General features: G+C 71.7%; 21 protein-coding genes. 14 read left to right on the top strand and 7 right to left on the bottom strand.

Translation table 11 applies throughout. The annotated features are described in order from the left end of the window. Positions 1–22 precede the first annotated feature (22 nt). Positions 23–1,048, bottom strand: coding sequence for a septation protein SepH (sepH, locus tag ACFY0I_RS18615; protein WP_388896625.1), 1,026 nt, complete (start codon positions 1,046–1,048; stop codon positions 23–25). Positions 1,049–1,586: 538 nt separating this feature from the next. Here sepH and ACFY0I_RS18610 point away from each other — a divergent pair. Then, positions 1,587–2,432 carry a hypothetical protein gene (locus tag ACFY0I_RS18610; protein WP_388896622.1) on the top strand — a complete coding sequence of 282 codons (846 nt, stop codon included), beginning with the start codon at positions 1,587–1,589 and terminating at the stop codon, positions 2,430–2,432. 20 nt (positions 2,433–2,452) lie between these two features. Here ACFY0I_RS18610 and ACFY0I_RS18605 read toward each other — a convergent pair whose 3' ends face one another. Continuing rightward, complete coding sequence (locus ACFY0I_RS18605; RefSeq protein ID WP_388896619.1) at positions 2,453–3,790, bottom strand: D-arabinono-1,4-lactone oxidase; 1,338 nt, start codon at positions 3,788–3,790, stop codon at positions 2,453–2,455. Beyond that, a complete protein-coding gene (locus ACFY0I_RS18600; protein ID WP_388896617.1) occupies positions 3,732–4,997 on the bottom strand; it encodes an MFS transporter in 1,266 nt (421 codons plus the stop codon). Before ACFY0I_RS18600 ends, ACFY0I_RS18605 begins: the two co-directional genes overlap by 59 nt. Positions 4,998–5,192: 195 nt before the next feature. Here ACFY0I_RS18600 and ACFY0I_RS18595 point away from each other — a divergent pair, with 195 nt between their 5' ends. Together ACFY0I_RS18595 and ACFY0I_RS18590 are read left to right on the top strand one after the other, a co-directional pair. Then, positions 5,193–6,353, top strand: coding sequence for a ferrochelatase (locus ACFY0I_RS18595; protein ID WP_388896614.1), 1,161 nt, complete (start codon positions 5,193–5,195; stop codon positions 6,351–6,353). A gap of 19 nt (positions 6,354–6,372) precedes the next feature. Next, a complete protein-coding gene (locus tag ACFY0I_RS18590) occupies positions 6,373–7,176 on the top strand; it encodes an inositol monophosphatase family protein (protein WP_388896611.1) in 804 nt (267 codons plus the stop codon). Positions 7,177–7,412: 236 nt separating this feature from the next. Here the strand turns inward: ACFY0I_RS18590 and ACFY0I_RS18585 are convergent, their stop codons facing one another. Then, positions 7,413–7,580: a hypothetical protein gene (locus ACFY0I_RS18585; protein WP_388896608.1), complete on the bottom strand. Its 168-nt coding sequence runs from the start codon at positions 7,578–7,580 to the stop codon at positions 7,413–7,415. Positions 7,581–7,847: 267 nt separating this feature from the next. Here ACFY0I_RS18585 and ACFY0I_RS18580 point away from each other — a divergent pair, with 267 nt between their 5' ends. The 4 genes from ACFY0I_RS18580 (at position 7,848) to ACFY0I_RS18565 (ending at position 11,377) form a co-directional block, all read left to right on the top strand. Next, a complete protein-coding gene (locus tag ACFY0I_RS18580; RefSeq protein WP_281206972.1) occupies positions 7,848–8,501 on the top strand; it encodes a response regulator transcription factor in 654 nt (217 codons plus the stop codon). Between the two features lie 5 nt (positions 8,502–8,506). Further along, positions 8,507–9,754 carry a sensor histidine kinase gene (locus ACFY0I_RS18575; RefSeq protein ID WP_388896605.1) on the top strand — a complete coding sequence of 416 codons (1,248 nt, stop codon included), beginning with the start codon at positions 8,507–8,509 and terminating at the stop codon, positions 9,752–9,754. 383 nt (positions 9,755–10,137) lie between these two features. After that, complete coding sequence (locus ACFY0I_RS18570; RefSeq protein WP_249768165.1) at positions 10,138–10,434, top strand: DUF4193 domain-containing protein; 297 nt, start codon at positions 10,138–10,140, stop codon at positions 10,432–10,434. 10 nt (positions 10,435–10,444) lie between these two features. Beyond that, entirely contained in the window at positions 10,445–11,377 is a 933-nt protein-coding gene (locus tag ACFY0I_RS18565) for a hypothetical protein (RefSeq protein WP_388896602.1), read from the top strand. Between the two features lie 30 nt (positions 11,378–11,407). Here the strand turns inward: ACFY0I_RS18565 and ACFY0I_RS18560 are convergent, their stop codons facing one another. After that, the gene (locus ACFY0I_RS18560; RefSeq protein ID WP_388896600.1) at positions 11,408–11,878 is read right to left on the bottom strand and encodes a DUF3093 domain-containing protein; all 471 of its coding nucleotides are present in this window, start codon (positions 11,876–11,878) and stop codon (positions 11,408–11,410) included. Positions 11,879–11,936: 58 nt separating this feature from the next. On the opposite strand from ACFY0I_RS18560, the gene ACFY0I_RS18555 reads away from it, so the two are divergent. From ACFY0I_RS18555 to ACFY0I_RS18525, 7 genes are all read left to right on the top strand, one after another. Next, positions 11,937–12,521 (top strand): PaaI family thioesterase, encoded by a 585-nt coding sequence (locus ACFY0I_RS18555; protein ID WP_388896597.1) that lies wholly within the window; start codon positions 11,937–11,939, stop codon positions 12,519–12,521. Then, positions 12,521–13,066 carry a dUTP diphosphatase gene (dut, locus tag ACFY0I_RS18550; protein ID WP_281206977.1) on the top strand — a complete coding sequence of 182 codons (546 nt, stop codon included), beginning with the start codon at positions 12,521–12,523 and terminating at the stop codon, positions 13,064–13,066. Before ACFY0I_RS18555 ends, dut begins: the two co-directional genes overlap by 1 nt. Position 13,067: 1 nt before the next feature. Beyond that, complete coding sequence (locus tag ACFY0I_RS18545; RefSeq protein WP_388896594.1) at positions 13,068–13,850, top strand: DUF3710 domain-containing protein; 783 nt, start codon at positions 13,068–13,070, stop codon at positions 13,848–13,850. Positions 13,851–14,033: 183 nt separating this feature from the next. Beyond that, positions 14,034–16,634: a DUF4118 domain-containing protein gene (locus ACFY0I_RS18540; protein ID WP_388896592.1), complete on the top strand. Its 2,601-nt coding sequence runs from the start codon at positions 14,034–14,036 to the stop codon at positions 16,632–16,634. Beyond that, positions 16,631–17,317, top strand: a complete 687-nt coding sequence (locus ACFY0I_RS18535) for a response regulator (RefSeq protein WP_388896590.1) — start codon at positions 16,631–16,633, stop codon at positions 17,315–17,317. The genes ACFY0I_RS18540 and ACFY0I_RS18535 overlap by 4 nt, the downstream gene beginning before the upstream one ends. A 24-nt stretch (positions 17,318–17,341) precedes the next feature. Next, positions 17,342–17,761: an OB-fold nucleic acid binding domain-containing protein gene (locus tag ACFY0I_RS18530; protein ID WP_385689780.1), complete on the top strand. Its 420-nt coding sequence runs from the start codon at positions 17,342–17,344 to the stop codon at positions 17,759–17,761. A gap of 2 nt (positions 17,762–17,763) precedes the next feature. Continuing rightward, positions 17,764–18,492: a DUF3159 domain-containing protein gene (locus tag ACFY0I_RS18525; RefSeq protein ID WP_388896587.1), complete on the top strand. Its 729-nt coding sequence runs from the start codon at positions 17,764–17,766 to the stop codon at positions 18,490–18,492. Between the two features lie 159 nt (positions 18,493–18,651). On the opposite strand, the gene ACFY0I_RS18520 is transcribed toward ACFY0I_RS18525, so the two are convergent. Continuing rightward, on the bottom strand, positions 18,652–19,314 hold the full coding sequence (locus tag ACFY0I_RS18520) for a TrkA family potassium uptake protein (protein WP_362878018.1): 663 nt from the start codon (positions 19,312–19,314) through the stop codon (positions 18,652–18,654). Next, positions 19,311–19,979, bottom strand: a complete 669-nt coding sequence (locus ACFY0I_RS18515) for a potassium channel family protein (protein WP_388896584.1) — start codon at positions 19,977–19,979, stop codon at positions 19,311–19,313. Before ACFY0I_RS18515 ends, ACFY0I_RS18520 begins: the two co-directional genes overlap by 4 nt. Positions 19,980–20,175: the final 196 nt, after the last annotated feature.

The raw sequence follows: 20,175 nt of genomic DNA, 5'->3' as shown, positions 1-20,175 counted from the left end.
CGGCGCCCCGGCACGGGCCGCGCTACTCCTGCTTCTTGCGCCGGGTGCCGAAGACGATCTCGTCCCAGCTGGGGACCGCCGCGCGGCGGCCCGGCCGGACTCCGTCCGCCTCGGCCTGACGGTCCGTCGTACCGGTGAGCCGGTCGCGGTGGCCCGCCACGGTGCGCGGCATCAGTACGTCCGCGTACGCCGAACCGGCGCCCGCCGACGCCGCCGGGGCCGGCGGCTCCTCGACCTCGATCTCCTCGACCGGGGCCTCGACGCGTTCCGGGACGACCATGTCGCCGCGGAAACTCGGGACGGCTTCCAGCAGGCTGGTCAGCGTGTCCCGTTCCTCCTCGGGCTCGGGCGGGGGCGGCGTGCGGGTGTCGGGCCGCTCCAACTGGCGGTCCAGGGCCCGGTCCAGCGGCCGGTCCCGGGGCAGCCGGGCGATTCGCGGCACGAACGGGAAGCTCGGCTCCGGAGTCGCCGGCAGGTCGTCGGACTCGCCGATCAGGGACCGGGCCTCGTCGTCGACGGCCACGACCAGTCGGCGCGGCGGGTCGTACGTCCAGCTCGCCGAGTGCATTTCGGTGGCGACCCGGTAGACGAGGAGGACCTCCCAGGTGCCGTCGTCGCGGCGCCAGGAGTCCCATTGGACGGAGTCCTTGTCGGCCCCGCGCAGCGTGAGCCGTTCCTGAACGGCCTCGCCGAGTTGGGGTCCGGTGTTCTCGCCGGGGCGGCGGACCGGCGTCTTGCGGGCGCGCTCCGCCATGAAGGCGCGCTCGGCGAGCACGGGGCCCTCGAAGCGGCGGACCCGGTCGACGGGGATGCCGGCGAGCTGGGCGACCTCCTCCGCGGAGGCACCGGCTCGTATGCGGGCCTGGATGTCTCGGGGGCGGAGGTGGCTCTCCACCTCGATCTCGATCTGGTTCAGGCGCGCGCGGTCATTGCGCACGGCAGCCCGCAGCCGCTCATCGATCGGAAGCGTGTACTCCGTGCTGTCCGCAGCCTTGAGCACCAGTCGTGTGCCGTCATTTGAGACGGCCACGACACGCAGTTCGGGCATGGGGACCTCCCGGGTGGTGCCTGCCGACGTCACGTGCGTCGCTGCTTCCGCTAGTCGAGTGTGGCCTGCCCGGGTGCAGCCTGCCACAACCTTGCCGTGTTAAACCGGCGTGTCGGGCAAGCGCCCTTGATCGACGTTATGGCACGGTTACCTGTTGGGCACGCACAGTGACCGCTTGATTACTGTGCGCAGCAGGAACCCGTGCAATACCGCGGCATCACCGGTCTTGAGTGCCGTTTCTCCATTAGTCGGCTCCCTCTCCCGAGCCCGGACATCCGTAAGGAAGGACGGCCCCAGGGCTCGCCACAGTACTCCATTCGGGCCACCTGGGTGGACCGCCGCGCCGCCGAAGTTGTCCTGGGCGGCGGGAGTTGGGCTGCCCGAAATCGGGTCCGAATCCGGGCCGACCTGCGGGCGCGCCCGATTTCGGGTGTTGTGCTTCACAGAATCCCCAGAAACGGAACTTTCCCCTTCGCTCAGGTGTCAGTAACTGCTGACGGACCACGAGCACGAGAGGCGTGACACACAGGGGATGGCGATGGGTCAGAAGACGGCAGGGGAAACCGGACCGGAGCGGGCGGACGAGGTCAAGAAGCTCGATCTGAGCGTCGCCCAGATCGCGGGGACCTCCCTCGCCACGGTCGGGGCGGCGCTGCTCGCCTCGCAGCTCGGCGTCTACGGGACCATCGTCGGCGCCGGCGTGGTCAGCGTGGTCGCCACCGCCGGCGGGCCCGTCATCGGACACGTCTTCCGGCGCACCGGCGACCAGTTGCGCGAGGGCGCCCGCCCCAGGGGCCGTCAGGTCCCGCTGCGGCAGGGGCCGGACGCCGGGACGGCGGTGCTGCCGGCCGCCGCCGAGCCGGCGGGGGAGTTCGGCGAGGCGACCGTGCACGGCACCCGCGTACGGGGCTGGAAGCGCACGGCGGTGGCCTCGGCGGCCGCCTTCGTCGTCGCCATCGGCGGACTCGGGACGTACGAGGCCCTCGCCGGCACCTCCGTGAGCAAGGGCGGCGACACGCTCCTGTCCGCCGGTACCCGCAAGGCCGCCGACCACCGCCCGGCCCCGCCCGGGACGGGGCCGGGCGCCGGGGAGAAGGACGGCAAGCCCGGGAAGCCGGGCGAGCAGGGCGACGGCGGGAAGGAGACCGGTGACGGGCGGACCCCCGGGTCCGGGAGTTCCCCGAGCCCCTCGCCCTCGCACGGCGACGGGGGTCGCAGCCCCGACCCCGGTACCTCCCCCTCGGGCGACGCCTCGCCGCCGGTGTCCCCGAGCCCGCCGGTCACGCCGAGCGGCAAGCCGTCGTCGTCGCCGGCCCCGGGGCCGACGCCCGGCGGTTCGGGTGGCTCCGGTTCCGCTCCGGGGGCGGATCCGAGCGGCTCCTGACCGCCCGTCGGCGCAGCCGGTCAGGCTCCCAGGACCCGCCGCAGGTAGTCGTTGCCGAACAGTCGGTCCGGGTCGAGCCGGTCGCGCAGCGCGGTGAACTCGCCGAAGCGCGGGTAGACCCCGGCCAAGTACTCCGCGTCCCGCGTGTGCACCTTGCCCCAGTGCGGCCGCCCGCCGTACTCGGTGAAGATCCGCTCGGCCGCAGTGAAGTAGGCCTGGTACGGGGTGCCCCGGTACATGTGCACCGCGATGTAGGCGCTCTCGCGCCCCGAGGCCGTCGACAGGGTGATGTCGTCCGCCGGAGCCGTGCGCACCTCCACCGGGAAGCTGATCCGGAGCCCGGACCGGTCGACCACGGACTTCAGCTCGCGCAGCGCCTCGACGGCGCGCTCGCGGGGCAGCGCGTACTCCATCTCCACGAACCGCACCCGGCGCGGGCTGGTGAACACCTTGTACGGGATGTCCGTGTAGGTGCGGGCCGACAGGGCGCGGCTGGCGACCTTGGCGATGCCGGGGATGGCCGCGGGCACGGCGCGGCCCAGGGAGTTGACGGCCTGGAAGACGCCGTTGGACAGGAGCTCGTCCTCGATCCAGGCGCTGACCGGTCCGGGCGGGGCCGCCGGGCCCTGGCTTCGGTTGTTCCGCTTGGTGTTGCAGTTGCCGGTGTGCGGGAACCAGTAGAACTCGAAGTGCTCGTTCTCCGCGACGTGCTCGTCGAACTCGGCGGTCACCCGGTCGAAGCCCATGGGCTCCTCACGGGCGGTCAGGAAGAACAGCGGCTCCACGGCCAGGGTCAGCGAGGTGACGATGCCGAGGGCGCCGATGCCGAGCCGGGCGGCGGCGAAGACGTCCGGGTTCTCCTTCTCGGAGCAGTGCAGCAGCCGGCCGTCCGCGGTGACCAGGTCCAGGGCGCGGATCTGCGCGGCGATGGAGGCGGAGTCGCGGCCGGTGCCGTGCGTGCCGGTGCTGGTGGCGCCGGAGACCGTCTGCTCCATGATGTCGCCCATGTTCGTGAGCGACAGGCCCTGCGCCGCGAGGGCCAGGTTGAGGTCCTTCAGCACCGTGCCGGCCGCCACCGTGACGGTGCCTGCCGCCCGGTCGACCTCCTGGACGCCGGCCAGCGCCTGCGGCCGAAGAAGGACGCCGTCGGTCGCGGCCGCCGCGGTGAAGGAGTGGCCGGTGCCGACCGCCTTCACCCGCAGCCCCTGCTCGGCGGCCCGGCGGACCGCCTCCTGAAGCTCCCCGACCGTGGTCGGTGTCACCACGCGGGTGGGCCTGGAGCGGACGTTGCCCGCCCAGTTACGCCACTCGGTCGGCCCGCTCTTCCCCGCCGTCCGCACTGTCGGTGTCTGCGCCATCGCTAGAGGGCTCCTCCCCTTGCGCCGGCCTCGTCAGCCGGCGGTAACCCGCGAACGCCACCGCCGCCGCGGCCGCTCCCGCCGTGATGGAGACGACGTACCCCCGCTGCGCGCCGGCCGCGTCGATGACCAGACCGGTCACCGAGGAGCCGACGGCGACGCCGACCGCGAGCCCGGTGCTGATCCAGGTCATGCCCTCGGTGAGCTTCGCGCGAGGTACGTGCGCCTCGATCAGGGCCATCGTGGTGATCATCGTGGGAGCGATGGCGAGGCCCGAGACGAAGAGCGCCGCGGCCAGAAACGGAAGGTTCCCGGCCAGTAGGAGGGGGATCATACTCACGGCCATCGCACATACGCCCAGTACCCAGCGAGGTTCGGTCCGCCCCTTGAGATGGAGCAGGCCGAACACGATTCCGGCGAGGCAGGAGCCGAGGGCCCAGATGGCCAGGACGAAGCTGGCCGAGGACTTGCTGCCCTGCTCCTCGGCGAAGGCCAGGGTGGAGACGTCGATGGAACCGAAGATCGCTCCGGTGGCCACGAAGGTGGCCGCCAGCACCTGGAGTCCGGGGGAACGCAGGGCCGAGGTGCGGTCGGTGTCCTCGCCGCGCGGGTGCGGCTCGGGCTCGGTGTCCCGCTGCGCGGTGAGCAGCCAGACGCCGACGAGCAGGCAGACGGCGGCGATCAGCGGACCGGCCTCGGGGAACCAGATGGTGGACAGCCCGATGGCGAGGATCGGGCCGAAGATGAAGCAGACCTCGTCGATCACGGACTCGAAGGAGTACGCGGTGTGCAGCTCGCGCGGGGAATCGCGGTAGATCGCGGTCCACCGGGCCCGGATCATCGAGCCGACGCTGGGCACGCAGCCGGCGACGACGGCGCACACGAACAGGGTCCAGTCCGGCCAGCCGTTGGCGGCGGCCAACAACATGACGGCCACGGCCAGTACGGAGACCAGGGTCGCGGGCCGCAGCACCCGGCGCTGGCCGTACTGGTCCACCAGGCGGGAGATCTGCGGGCCGAGGACGGCGGCGGAGAGGGCGAGCGCGCCGGTCAGGGCGCTGGCCATCGCGTAGCGACCGGTGATCTCGGAGATCATGGTGAGGATGCCGACGCCCACCATGGAGAGCGGTAGGCGGCCTATGAGGCCCGCGGCGCTGAACCCTTTGGTGCCGGGGGCAGCGAAGATCGCGCGGTAAGGACTGGGCAAGGGATCTCCGTAAGGGACGTCATTCGCCCCTACAGGTTACGGGCGGCGATGCGGCGCCCGCACGGGGACCGCCCGACGGCCGGCGCCCCGGGCGGCTCGACTCGGTATGACTTAGGGTCACCTTATCTCCGACGCGTCCGGGATGCGGACACGGCCGCTTCTCGTCGACGAAGGCGTGGTGGCAGGATTCGAGGCATGTCAGACCAGCTCCGTGCCCCCGAAGCGCCCGTGGCCGAAGGCCTCGCCGCCCCCTACGACGCCCTCCTGCTGCTGTCCTTCGGCGGCCCCGAGGGACCCGATGACGTCGTGCCGTTCCTGGAGAACGTCACGCGCGGGCGCGGCATCCCGCGCGAGCGGCTGAAGGAGGTCGGGCAGCACTACTTCGGCTTCGGCGGGGTCAGTCCCATCAACGGGCAGAACCGCGAGCTGCTGGACGCGCTGCGCAAGGACTTCGCCGAGCACGGGCTGGACCTGCCGGTCTACTGGGGCAACCGCAACTGGGCGCCCTACCTCACCGACGTGCTGCGGGAGATGGCCGCCGACGGCCGTCGCCGCATCGCGGTCCTCGCGACCAGCGCGTACGCCTCGTACTCGGGCTGCCGGCAGTACCGGGAGAACCTGGCCGACGCCCTGGCCACGCTGGCCGACGAGGGCGTGGCCGAACTGCCCCGGGTGGACAAGCTGCGGCACTACTTCAACCACCCCGGCTTCGTGGAGCCCATGATCGACGGGGTGCTCGCCGCGCTGGCCGCCCTGCCCGACCAGGTGCGCGACGGCGCCCACCTGGTGTTCACCACGCACTCCATCCCCACCGCGGCCGCCGACGCCTCCGGCCCGACCGAGGAGCACGGCGGGGGCGGCGCGTACGTCAAGCAGCACCTGGACGTCGCGAAGGTGATCGTGGACGCCGTGCGGGCGGGGACGGGCACCGAACTGCCCTGGGAGTTGGTCTACCAGTCCCGCAGCGGCGCCCCGCACATCCCCTGGCTGGAGCCGGACATCTGCGACCACCTGGAAGTGCTGCACGGCGCGGGCGCCCCGGCGGCGGTGATGGTGCCGATCGGCTTCGTGTCGGACCACATGGAGGTCCTGTACGACCTCGACACCGAGGCGACGGCGAAGGCGGCCGAACTGGGCCTGCCGATCGCCCGTTCCGCCACGGTCGGCGCCGACCCGCGGTTCGCCGCGGCGGTCCGTGACCTCGTACTGGAGCGGGCCGCCGGCGAACGCGGCGAGAGCGTCGAGCGGTGTGCGCTCGGTCTGCTGGGGCCCGGTCACGACCTGTGCGCCGTGGGCTGCTGCCCGGCGCGGGCACCGCGGCCGGCGGCCGCGGGCGCCGACAGTCCCTACGCGTAGACCACCCAGGGGAGAAACGTTGATTTCCGAAGAGCTCAAGGCCGAACTGCTGGACGTGGGCCTCGAGGCCGCCCGTCGGGCCGGTGAACTGCTGCGGGACGGCCGTCCGGCCGACCTGTCGGTGGCCGCCACCAAGAGCAGCCCGATCGACGTGGTGACCGAGATGGACATCGCGGCGGAGAAGCTGATCACCGGCATCCTCGCGGAGCGCCGGCCCACGGACGGCCTGCTGGGCGAGGAGGGCGCCGACAGCCCGGGCACCAGCGGGGTGCGCTGGGTCATCGACCCGCTGGACGGCACCGTGAACTACCTCTACGGGCTGCCCAGCTGGGGCGTGTCCATCGCGGCCGAGTACCGGGGCGAGACCGTGGTGGGCGTCGTGGAGGCGCCGATGCGCGGGGAAACGTTCCACGCCGTCCTCGGCGGCGGGGCCTGGCTGGGCACCGCCCGGCTGGCCTGCCGGCCGGCCGCGCCGCTGGACCAGGCGCTGATCGGGACCGGCTTCGGCTACGTACAGACCCGGCGGGCCCACCAGGCCGAGGTGGCGGCGCGGATCATCCCGCGGGTGCGCGACATCCGCCGGGGCGGTTCGGCCGCCCTGGACCTGTGCGATGTGGCCGCCGGCCGCATGGACGGGCACTACGAGCGCGGGCTGAACCCCTGGGACCTGGCGGCGGGCGACCTGATCGCCCGTGAGGCCGGCGCCCTCAGCGGCGGCAGGCCGGGCGAGCGGGCCTCCACGGAACTGGCCCTGGTGGCCTCGCCGGCCGTCTTCGCCTCGCTCCAGCCGCTGCTGGAGGAAGCCGGGGCCTGGCACGACTAGGACGTCTCCTCGGATCCCGCCGGTCGGGCCGACGTCGTCCGGTGCCGTGACCGGGAACGAGTCGGCCCCGGCTGCCGAATGCGGCGGCCGGGGCCGGAAGCTGCGGGTCACGAGGGTGCTGCGGTACTGCGGCTCTCGATGGTGCGTGCTCTCTCGGTGGTGCGTGGCGCGGTGGTGCCTACTGCGGGGGTTCCGTGGTCCGTGGGGCGGGTGCCCCGGGGGCGGGGTCGCGGGGGTCAGGCCGCCGTGACGGAGACGCCGTGCTCAGCGGCGAGCCGCTGGAGGTCCTCCAGTTCGGCCTGTTCCACGTCCGCGAGGAAGTCGTCGCCCGTCTCCCGGGCCTTGCTGAGGTCCGACTGGGTGTTCCTGATGCGCTGCAGGAGACCCGAGCTGAATGCGTCCATGGTGGGTGCGCCCCCTCTTCGTGGGCCGGCGGCGGACGAGCGCGTGTCAATCCGCCGTCAAGGAATGGTTGGGGTGTGGTGAGGTCCTCCCCGCCACCCTGGTCGCAGAAACCTCGTAGAACGAGGGAATCCTCACGTCCGGTCCCGCCCCCCCCACGCCCCCCGCAGAGGCCCCCAGCGGTGCCTTACAGCCGGTTTACGGCTGAAACCGGCAGGATGGGCGGGCAACACACGTGTGCCCTTCTGGGCTCGAAGGAAGGAAACGACGTGCGCGTACTCGTCGTCGAGGACGAGCAGCTGCTCGCCGATGCGGTGGCCACCGGCCTGCGCCGGGAGGCCATGGCCGTGGACGTCGTGTACGACGGCGCCGCCGCCCTGGAGCGCGTCGGGGTGAACGACTACGACGTCGTCGTGCTCGACCGGGACCTTCCGCTGGTGCACGGTGACGACGTCTGCCGGAAGATCGTCGAGCTGGGCATGCCCACCCGGGTGCTCATGCTGACCGCCTCCGGCGATGTCAGCGACCGGGTCGAGGGTCTGGAGCTCGGGGCCGACGACTACCTGCCCAAGCCCTTCGCCTTCACCGAGCTGACCGCCCGCGTGCGCGCCCTCGGGCGGCGTACGACGGTGGCCCTGCCGCCCGTCCTGGAGCGGGCCGGGATCAAGCTCGACCCGAACCGGCGCGAGGTGTTCCGCGACGGCCGGGAAGTGCAGCTGGCGCCCAAGGAGTTCGCGGTGCTGGAGGTCCTCATGCGCAGCGAGGGGACCGTGGTGTCCGCCGAGCAGCTCCTGGAGAAGGCCTGGGACGAGAACACCGACCCCTTCACCAACGTCGTCCGGGTGACCGTCATGACCCTGCGCCGCAAGCTCGGCGAGCCGCCGGTCATCGTGACCGTCCCCGGTTCGGGATACCGGATCTGACGCGGGTGGCAGCGACCCCGGCGCCACCGGTGGCGCCACCGAAACCCACCTGGGACCCCGGACAGGCCGAGGGTCCCTTCCCGTGGCTGCGCCCGACCATCCGGATACGGCTCACCCTGCTGTACGGCGGCATGTTCCTCATCGCGGGCATCCTGCTGCTGTCGATCATCTACCTGCTGGCCGCGCAGGCGCTGCGGGAGGGCAACGCGCTCCCGTTCAAGATCGTCGGCGGGCAGAAGGTCGAGGTCTCCAGCAGCACCTGTCCCGGCGTGGTGGGCATCGACCAGTCCTTCGACCAGTTCAACGCCGCCATCGGCAAGTGCATCATCGAACAGCGCCGGCACGCGCTGGACGACCTGCTGAGCCGGTCGCTGATGGCACTCCTGGGTCTCAGCATCATCGCCTTCGCCTTCGGTTACGCGATGGCCGGCCGGGTGCTCTCGCCGCTGGGCAAGATCACCCGTACCGCCCGCCGGGTCGTCGGCTCGGACCTGACCCGGCGGATCGAGCTGGACGGGCCGGACGACGAGCTGAAGGAGCTCGCCGACACCTTCGACGAGATGCTCGACCGCCTGGAGCGGGCCTTCACGGCGCAGCAGCGCTTCGTGGCCAACGCCTCGCACGAGTTGCGGACCCCGCTGGCCATCAATCGGACGCTGCTGGAGGTGCACCTCTCGGATCCAGGGGCGCCGGTGGAACTCCAACAGCTCGGCAAGACGCTGCTGGCCACCAACGAGCGCAGCGAGCAGTTGGTCGAGGGCCTGTTGCTGCTGGCCCGCAGCGAGAACCAGATCGTCGAGCGCAAGCCCGTCGACCTGGCGGAGGTCGCCTCGCGCGCCATCGACCAGGCCCGCGGGGAGGCCCAGGCGAAGGGCGTGGAGGTCCGCGGCGAACGTGCGTTGGCCGTGGTCCAGGGCAACGGCGTCCTGCTGGAGCGGATCGCCCTCAACCTGGTGCAGAACGCCGTCCGGTACAACGTCCCGGAGGGCGGCTGGGTGGAGGTCACGACCGAGGCCCAGCACGGTCAGGCGGTCCTCTTGGTATCGAACACGGGTCCCGTTGTTCCCGCGTACGAGGTGGACAACCTCTTCGAGCCCTTCAGGCGGCTGCGTACGGAGCGAACGGGCAGCGACAAGGGTGTGGGGCTCGGTCTGTCGATCGCGCGCTCCGTGGCCCGCGCCCACGGCGGGCGTATCCAGGCGACGCCCCGCGAGGGTGGTGGCCTGGTGATGCGCGTCACGTTGCCCCTTTGATCCACTCGGGGTCGCGTTCGCTGTGAGCGGAACGGCCCGGGGGGATGATGGATGGTAGTTGTGTGATCGATCACATTTTCGAGTGTCGGGTCATGTGCGTTCAGTGACCCCGAGGCGGCCGGAAAGCCCGGGAAGTCCGGGTTTCCGGCCCCCCTGATGGCGGGAAATACACGGGGTGGCGTTTGTGCATGACGCCCCCCGGACCGTGTACGGTCCCGCTCGTCATCCCAGCTACAAGCCCTTCGGGCGTGCGGCTGGGTGTCGATTGAGTAACAGACCTTGATGTGAGGCAAAATCTCCGCCTCAGGTCGGGCACAAGTCCGGCCTCTCGCGCGTTACGTGCGCTGAGACACCGCTAAATCCCAGAGGGGGAGAGCGAAAAAATGGCAACGGACTACGACACCCCACGCAAGACCGATGACGACGTCGACAACGACAGCATCGAGGAGCTGAAGGCCCGGCGCAGCGAGAAGTCCTCGTCCAGCGTCGACGTCGACGACTTCGACGGGGCCGAGAGCCTCGAACTGCCCGGCGCGGACCTTTCCAACGAGGAACTGGCCGTCCGGGTGCTGCCCAAGCAGGCCGATGAGTTCACCTGCATGAGCTGCTTCCTGGTGCACCACCGCAGCCAGCTGGCGCGCGAGAAGAACGGCCAGCCGATCTGCCGCGACTGCGACTGAGGCCTCGGCCGTGACGGGCTCGACGCCATTTCGGAAGCGACGCTTCCGTAAATCTGGTGGTCAGGCGGAGACGCAGGCGGCAGCCACGGACCCGGAAACGGGTCCTGGGGCCTCCGGCGGCTCGGCCATCGAGAGGACTGCCGTGCCCAGCGACACCGCCCCCGCGGTGCCGTCGGACACGGACGTCGACGACAAGCCCCGGCACCTGTCCGGGGTGCGTCCGGTGCAGGCCGTCAGGAACGGTGTGCGCAGGGGCGGCGAGAGCGTGAAGGCCGCCGCCCTGTACATCAGCGACCGGATCATCGAGAACGCCCCGCGCGTTCCGGTACGGGACCTCGCGACACTGCGCGCGCAGTTCCCGGACCTCGGTCCCGATCAGCTCGCCGACAAGCTGATCGCCGGGGCCGCCAACGCCACGTCCACCGTGGGCGCGGGCATCGGCGCCGCGGCGATGCTCCCGGTTCCGCCCGCCATGCCGGCGGAGCTGGCCGCGGAGATCACCGGCGTCGCGGTGATCGAGCTGAAGCTCATCGCCGAACTCCACGAGGTCTACGGACTCCGCCCGCCGGGGAACCTGAAGGACCGCAGCCTCGCCTACCTCACGTCGTGGACGGAGGAGCGCGGGGTCGACCTGACCAAGCCGACGACGCTCAACGTGGCGCTGGGCGGTCAGATGAAGCGCGAACTGCGCCAACAGATCATGAAGCGGATGTTCCGCAACCTGCCGAACCTGATGCCCTTCATGGTGGGCGCCGCCGTCGGCGCCGTCATGAACCGCAAGGACACCAGGAAACTCGCCGAGAAGGTACGTGGGGACCTGCGCGGTCGCGCCGTGCCCTGGAGTGCCCTCACGGCCCTGCCGCCCCTGGAGCGGCCCTCTGAGCCCCTTCCCGAGGCCGCCAGGATCGCACTGGAAGGCCGCCCGGCACGCGGCGACGACTGAGGCCGGCCCCCGAGGGCGCCGGCCTGCCGCTCAGGCCTCGGCCGCGCCGCCCTTGGCCGCGCGGATCGCCGCCGAAAGGGCCTGCGGCTCGCGGGTGGAGAGGTAGACGTACGGGGTCGGGTCCGCCGGGTCCGTCACCTCGACGCGGACCGCCGTCGGCACGTAGCTGCGCATCAGCATGAACGCGCGGGTGTCGGCCTTGTACGTGCGCCAGGCGCGGGCCTCCTCCGCGTCCAGGATCTCGGGCTCGCCCAGGGCCGTCACCGGGATCCGGGCGGTGCCCGCCGCCAGCGAACCGTTCACCACGCGCACGCGCGCGGAACCGTACGAACTCACCAGCAGCCCCGTCAGCGCCGAGCCGCCGATCAGCCCCGCGAGCAGCGGCGTCGTCCCGAGCGGGAACAGCATCAGCGCGCACGCGAGGCCCGCCAGCACGACGATGCCCCACCAGGAGCGGGGAGCGGACAGGCGTTCGTCGTGGTGCGCGGGGGAGAGCTGCATACGGGCAAGCCTGCCATGAGGCGACCGGCGGGTAGCCGCGCGGGTAAGGTCTGCGGCTGTGAGTGGACGAAACACAGCGTTGACGCCCCCGGCCGACGCCGCCGCACCGGTCCGGCACCCCGACGCGCCGGCACCCGGTGAGCTCCTCGGCGCGCACTACGAACACTGTTTCGGCTGCGGCGGCGGACAGCCGCACGGCCTCCACCTGGAGGCCCGCGCCGGCGAGGGCGTGCGCGTCACCGCCGAGTTCACCGTCCGTCCCGCTCATCAGGGCGCACCCGGCCTCGCCCACGGCGGCGTACTGGCCACCGCGCTCGACGAGACGCTGGGCTCCCTGAACTGGCTGCTGCGACTCATAGCCGTCACCGGCCGGTTGGAGACCGACTTCCTGCGGCCCGTCCCCGTGGACACCGTGCTGTACCTGGAGGCGGAGGTCACCGCCGTGGCCGGGCGGAAGATCTACTCCACGGCCGTCGGCCGGATCGGCGGCCCGCAGGGCCCGATCGCGGTCCGGGCGGACGCCCTCTTCATCGAAGTGAAGGTCGACCACTTCATCGACAACGGTCGACCCGAGGAGATCCGGGCGGCGATGGCCGACCCGGACCAGGTCAGGCGCGCACGCGCCTTCGAGGTGAACCCCTGATGTCCCAGAACACCCACGCGCCCCGCCATGACGTCGACGTGCTGATCCGCCGCGTCGACCCCGAGGTGCCCCTGCCCGCCTACGGCCACCCCGGTGACGCCGGCTGCGACCTGGTCACCACCGTGGCCGCGGAGCTGGAGCCCGGCGAGCGGACCGTACTGCCCACCGGTGTCTCGATCGCCCTGCCCGACGGGTACGCCGCGTTCGTCCACCCCCGCTCCGGCCTGGCCGCACGCTGCGGGCTCGCGCTCGTGAATGCCCCGGGGACGGTGGATGCCGGGTACCGTGGGGAAATCAAGGTGATCGTGGTCAATCTCGACCCGCGCGAGAGCGTCAGGTTCGAGCGTTTCGACCGCATTGCCCAGCTGGTTGTCCAGCGGGTCGAGAAGGTGCGCTTCCACGAGGTGGAGGAGCTTCCCGGCTCGGCCCGGGCCGACGGGGGGTTCGGCTCCACCGGCGGTCATGCGGCCGTGGCCGGATCCGGCGCTGGTCAGCAGGGTGGGAATGGCTACGCTTCGGTCGTAACCGACCGGGAAGGACAGTGACGTGTTCGGACGTCGCAAGAAGAACGACTCCGTCAAGGACGGCGGCGCGGCCGAGCAGGTCGACGGCGTGCGCGCCGATGAGCCGGACGACGCGGGCGAGCTCGGCTCTGCCAAGCCGCGCAGGATGAACCTGCCCCCGGCCCCCCGGCCCGACGGCCCGTGGGACGTCGCCGAGGTGCTCGGCGACCCGGCCGACGGCCGCGTCGACCTGGGCGGCATCCTCGTGCCCGGTGTCGAGGGCATGGAACTGCGCGTCGAGGTCGCCGGTGACGCCATCGTGGCCGCCACCGTCGTCCTCGGGGACAGCGCGGTGCAACTGCAGGCCTTCGCCGCCCCCAAGAAGGAGGGCATCTGGGGCGAGGTCCGTGACGAGATCGCCACGGGCATCACCCAGCAGGGCGGCATCATCGACGAGGTCCAGGGCTCCCTCGGATGGGAACTGCGGGCCCAGGTGCCCGTACCCCTGCCGGACGGCCAGACCGGCGCCCAGCTGGTGCGCTTCATCGGCGTCGACGGTCCCCGCTGGTTCCTGCGCGGTGTCATTTCCGGCCAGGGCGCGGTGCGCCCCGAGTCGGCCGGCGTGCTGGAGCAGATCTTCCGGGACACCGTCGTCCTGCGCGGCGACGGCCCGATGGCCCCTCGCGACCCCATCGTCCTGAAGCTGCCGAACGACGCCCAGATGGTGCCGGACGGCGTGCAGACGGCCGAGGACCAGGAGGGCTCCCGCTTCTCCGGCGGCATGGGCCAGCTGGAGCGCGGCCCGGAGATCACCGAGGTCCGCTGACCCACGAGCAGTCCGCCGGCGGGCGGGTCGCGCTCCCCTCGGGGGGCGGGCCCGCCCGCGCGCGTTTTCGGCCGCCGCCGGCGCCCCCACCACCGGGCGGGCGCGCGTCAGGGATGCGTCAGGGATGGGCGTACGGCCCCCCATCGGTGCGTGAACAGCGGTGACGTCCCCGAGAATGGGCGCATGGGACGCGGCAGGCTAAGGATCTATCTCGGCGCGGCGCCCGGTGTGGGCAAGACGTACGCCATGCTCGCGGAGGGCCATCGCCGGGTGGAGCGGGGCGGCGACTGCGTCGTCGGCTTCGTCGAACACCACGGGCGTCCGCGCACCGAGGTCATGCTGCACGGTCTCGAACAGGTCCCGCGACGGGAACTGCTCCACCGCGGCGCCGCCTTCACGGAGATGGACGTGGACGCGCTGCTGGCCCGCCGGCCCGCGGTGGCGCTGGTGGACGAACTGGCGCACACCAATGTGCCCGGCTCCCGCAACGCCAAGCGCTGGCAGGACGTGGAAGAGCTGCTGCGGGCCGGCATCGACGTCGTGTCCACGGTCAACATCCAGCACCTGGAGTCCCTCGGGGACGTCGTCGAGTCCATCACGGGCGTCCGGCAGCGGGAGACCGTACCGGACGAGGTGGTGCGGCGGGCCGACCAGGTCGAGCTCGTCGACATGTCCCCGCAGGCCCTGCGCCGGCGGATGGCGCACGGGAACATATACAAGCCCGACAAGGTCGACGCGGCCCTGTCCAACTACTTCCGCCCGGGCAACCTCACGGCGCTTCGCGAGCTCGCGCTCCTGTGGGTGGCCGACCGGGCGGACGAGTACCTCCAGCAGTACCGCGGCGAGCACGACATCCGCTCCACCTGGCAGGCGCGCGAGCGGATCGTCGTCGGGCTCACCGGCGGGCCCGAGGGGCGCACGCTGATCCGGCGCGCCTCCCGGATGGCGGCGAAGGGCTCCGGCAGCGAGATCCTCGCCGTCTACATCGCCCGCAGCGACGGCCTGACCTCGGCCTCCCCGAAGGAACTCGCGGTCCAGCGGACCTTGGTCGAGGACCTGGGCGGAACGTTTCACCATGTGATCGGGGACAACATCCCCGAGGCCCTCCTCGCCTTCGCCCGCGGGGTCAACGCCACCCAGATCGTCCTCGGCTCGAGCCGCCGCAAGGCCTGGCAGTACGTCCTCGGTCCCGGAGTCGGCGCCACCGTGGCCCGTGACTCGGGCCCCGACCTGGACGTCCACATCGTCACCCACGAGGAGGTCGCCAAGGGACGCGGACTGCCCGTCGTGCGCTCGGCGGCCCGCCTCGGCCGGCCCCGCATCGTGGCCGGCTGGCTGATCGGGGCGCTCTGCCCGGTGCTCCTGTGCATCCTGCTCACGCACATCGACGCCGACCCGGGCCTCGCCAACGACATGCTGCTGTTCCTGGCGCTGACCGTGGCGTCCGCGCTCCTCGGCGGTCTGTGGCCGGCCCTCGCCTCCGCCGCCATCGGCTCACTGCTGCTGAACTACTTCTTCGCCCCGCCGCTGCACCGGCTCACCGTCTCCGACCCCCGCAACATCATGGCCATCGCGGTCTTCTTCGGGGTCGCCGTATCCGTCGCCTCCGTCGTCGACCTGGCCGCCCGGCGCACCCACCAGGCCGCGCGGCTGCGCGCCGAGTCCGAGATCCTCTCCTTCCTCGCCGGGAGCGTGCTGCGCGGCGAGACCGCCCTGGACGCGTTGCTGGAGCGGGTGCGCGAGACCTTCGGGATGGAGTCCGTCGCGCTGCTGGAGCGGCAGGGCGACGTCGAACCCTGGACCCGGGCCGGCAGCGTCGGCCCCAAACCGGCGGCCCGACCCGAGGACGCCGACGTGGACATGCCGATCGGCGATCACATGGCGCTGGCCCTGTCCGGGCGGGTCCTGCCCGCGGAGGACCGCCGGGTGCTCGGCGCCTTCGCGGCCCAGGCCGCGGTCGTACTGGACCGCCAGCGGCTCGTCGGCGAAGCCGAGGAGGCCCGCAGGCTGGCCGAGGGCAACCGGATCCGGACCGCGCTGCTCGCGGCCGTCAGCCACGACCTGCGCACGCCGCTCGCCTCCATCAAGGCGTCCGTCAGCTCCCTGCGCTCGGACGACGTCGAGTGGTCCGAGGAGGACCGGGCGGAACTGCTGGAGGGGATCGAGGACGGCGCCGACCGGCTCGACCACCTGGTGGGCAACCTGCTCGACATGTCCCGGCTCCAGACCGGGACGGTGACCCCGCTGATCCGCGAGATCGACCTCGACGAGGTGGTCCCGATGGCGCTGGGCGGCGTACCGGAGGACAGCGTGCTGCTCGACGTGCCCGAGACCCTGCCGATGGTGGCGGTGGACCCGGGGCTGCTGGAGCGGACCGTGGCCAACGTGGTGGAGAACGCCGTCAAGTACAGCCCGGCCGGGCAACCCGTGCTCGTCGCCGCCAGTTTCCTCGGCGACCGGGTCGAGGTACGGGTCGTCGACCGCGGGCGCGGGGTCCCCGACGAGGCCAAGGACCGCATCTTCGCCCCCTTCCAGCGCTACGGTGACGCCCCCCGCGGCGCCGGCGTCGGCCTCGGCCTCGCCGTCGCCCGGGGGTTCGCCGAGGCCATGGGAGGCGGCCTCGCCGCCGAGGACACCCCCGGCGGCGGATTGACGATGGTGCTGACCCTGCGCGCGGCCGGCCGGGACCGGCCGCCGGACGGCCCAGCGCCCGGAACCGGAACCCGATCCCTTCCCGTGGACACGGCAGCACACCCCGAACGACAGAAAGCAGGACCCCAATGACCCGGGTGCTCGTCGTGGACGACGAACCGCAGATCGTCCGAGCCCTCGTGATCAACCTCAAGGCGCGCCGGTACGAGGTCGACTCGGCCGCCGACGGCGCGGGAGCCCTGGAGCTCGCCGCCGCCCGCCACCCCGACGTGGTCGTCCTCGACCTCGGGCTGCCCGACATGGACGGGATCGAGGTGATCAAGGGGCTGCGCGGCTGGACCCGGGTGCCGATCCTCGTGCTCTCCGCCCGCCACACCTCCGACGAGAAGGTCGAGGCCCTCGACGCGGGCGCCGACGACTACGTCACCAAGCCCTTCGGCATGGACGAACTGCTCGCGCGGCTGCGCGCCGCCGTCCGCCGGGCCGAACCCGCCGCCGGGGCGGGCGGGGACGAGGTGATCGTGGAGACCGAGGGGTTCACCGTCGACCTCGCCGCGAAGAAGGCGGTGCGCGCGGGGCGCGACGTACGCCTGACCCCCACCGAATGGCACCTGCTGGAAGTGCTGGTGCGCAACGGCGGCAAGCTGGTCAGCCAGAAGCAGCTCCTCCAGGAGGTCTGGGGGCCCTCCTACGGCACGGAGACCAACTACCTGCGGGTCTACATGGCCCAGCTGCGCCGCAAGCTGGAGACCGACCCCTCGCACCCGCGGCACTTCATCACCGAGCCGGGCATGGGATACCGCTTCGAGAGGTAGCGGGCGCGCCGGTAGGCTTCCCGTATGAGTGCTGAACCGCGTCCAGACAAGCCCCCGAAGCCGGCCAAGCCGGCGGGCCGGTTCCGCCGGATGATGGAGCGGCTGTCCACCTCCCAGGAGGAGCTGCATTCGGCGGAGCTGCAGGAGGACGCAGAAGCCGCGGGGTGCACGCGGATCTGCGACTGCCACGACCGCCAGATAGTCAAGGTGACGGGCACCCTGCGGACCGTCACCCTGAGGCCGCGCGCGGGAGTGCCCGCACTGGAAGCGGAACTGTTCGACGGCTCGGCCGCGCTGGACGTGGTGTGGCTCGGACGTCGCTCGATCGTGGGAATCGAGCCCGGGCGGCGCATGATCGCCTCCGGGCGGATCTCGATGAGTCATGGGCGCCGGGTGCTCTTCAACCCGAAGTACGAACTCCGACCGCTCGGACAGGAGCACTGACGGTGACGTCACTCGACAAACCCACCACGCCCGAGGGCCCGGTGGGGGACGACCAGAAGGCCGTGACCCAGGCGGCGCTGTTCGACGCCTTCGGCGGCATCCGCGGGACCGTGGAGACGATGCTCCCCGGCCTGCTGTTCGTCATGATCTACACGATCAACAAGGACGTGAAGTCGTCGGCCATCGCGGCGGGCGCGGTCGCCGTCCTCCTCGTGATCGTGCGGCTGCTGCGCAAGGACACCGTCAAGCACGCCTTCAGCGGCGTCTTCGGCGTCGGCGTGGGCGTGGCCTTCGCCCTCTTCACGGGCGACGCCAAGGGCTTCTACCTGCCCGGCATGATCTACGGCGCCGGCCTCGGGGTCGCGTTCACCGTCTCCGCGCTGCTCGGCTTCCCGCTGCTCGGCGTGGTGCTCGGACCGGTCTTCAAGGAGAACCTGTCCTGGCGCACCCGCAACCCCGGCCGCAAGAAGGCGTACACGAAGGCCAGCCTGGCCTGGGGCCTGATCTTCCTGGCCAAGTACGCGATCCTCTTCCCGCTGTACTGGTGGGGCGACGCGACCCAGCTGGGCTGGGTCCTGATCGCGCTCAAGCTCCCGCCGATGGTGCTGGCCGTGTACTTCACCTGGCTGTTCCTGGCGAAGGCGCCGCCGCCGATCGACGTGATCGCCGAGTACGAGGCCGAGGAGGCCGCCGAGAAGGCGGCCAAGGCGGCGCGGGAGCGCGGCGTCTGACGCGGCCGACCCGCAGGCGTACGCCGAAGGGGCGGAGCAGCCGATCGGCTGCTCCGCCCCTTCGGCGTACGCGGGTTCGGGTCCCGGGGTCGGCGTGCCCGGCGGCTGTGGTCGCCGCTTCGGGTGCCCCTGTCCGGTGTCCGGTGTCCGGCGCCGGTGTCAGTTCCGGGCCTGGAGGAGGTCCTCCAACTGTTCCTCGCGGGCCTGCGCCGCCACGAACAGCAGTTCGTCGCCGGGCTCCAGGGTCTCCTCGCCGTGCGGGGTGAGGACCCGGTTGCCGCGGATGATCGTGACGAGCGAGGTGTCCTCGGGCCAGGTGATCTCGCCGATCTGGGTGCCCGCGACCGAGGAGTCGGGGGGCAGGGTCAGCTCGACCAGGTTGGCGTCGCCGTGGCTGAAGCGCAGCAGCCGCACCAGATCACCGACGCTGACGGCCTCCTCGACGAGGGCGGACATCAGGCGGGGCGTGGAGACGGCCACGTCGACGCCCCAGGACTCGTTGAAGAGCCACTCGTTCTTCGGGTTGTTGACGCGCGCCACGACCCGGGGGACCCCGTACTCGGTCTTGGCGAGCAGGGAGACGACGAGGTTGACCTTGTCGTCACCGGTGGCGGCGATGACCACGTTGCAGCGCTGCAACGCGGCCTCGTCGAGCGAGGTGATCTCGCAGGCGTCGGCCAACAGCCACTCCGCCTGCGGCACCCGCTCCACCGAGATGGCGGTCGGCGCCTTGTCCACGAGGAGGACCTCGTGGCCGTTCTCCAGCAGCTCGCCCGCGATGGATCGACCCACGGCGCCGGCTCCGGCGATCGCGACCCTCATGCGTGTGCCTCCTCAGGCCCCTCGGCGAAGGCCGCCTCAACCTTGTCGATCTCGTCCGTACGCATCATCACGTGGACGAGGTCGCCCTCCTGGAGAACGGTCTGCGAAGTCGGCAGCATCGCCTCGCCCAGCCGGGTGAGGAACGCCACGCGGACGCCGGTCTCCTCTTGGAGCCGGCTGACCTTGTGACCGATCCACGCGGTGGAGGTGTGCACCTCGGCGAGCTGCACACCGCCGCTCGGGTCGCGCCACAGGGGCTCGGCGCCCGACGGCAGCAGCCGGCGCAGCATCTGGTCGGCGGTCCACCGTACGGTCGCGACCGTGGGGATGCCGAGCCGCTGGTAGACCTCGGCGCGCTTGGGGTCGTAGATGCGGGCGGCGACGTTCTCGACGCCGAACATCTCGCGGGCCACGCGCGCGGCGATGATGTTGGAATTGTCACCGCTGCTGACCGCCGCGAAGGCTCCCGCGTCCTCGATCCCGGCCTCTCGCAGCGTGTCCTGGTCGAAGCCGACACCGGTGACGCGACGACCGCCGAACGATGCTCCGAGCCGGCGGAATGCGGTGGGGTCCTGGTCGACGACAGCGACCGTATGCCCCTGCTGTTCCAGGGTCTGCGCGAGGGCAGAGCCCACTCTTCCGCAGCCCATAATGACGATGTGCACGGCCGTCCTTCCGGCTGACAGCGACTCGCTGGTTTTCAGCCTCATTGCATGCTCTGGCTAAACAGGGTCTCAGACCATGGGCCAAGCTACACACGGGCGGTCACCAGTGTGACCATTTGGGGTCCAGGCGGTGCCTCATTGCCCCGAGAAGGGGCGGGGGGTTCGTCAGCCCGATTTCGAACGCTTACGATCCTCT

Source organism: Streptomyces sp. NPDC001568 (assembly GCF_042893755.1).
Classification (GTDB): Bacteria; Actinomycetota; Actinomycetes; order Streptomycetales; family Streptomycetaceae; genus Streptomyces.
The sequence above is the reverse complement of the archived record's forward strand: the minus strand, read 5'-3'. Positions and strand labels throughout refer to the sequence as shown.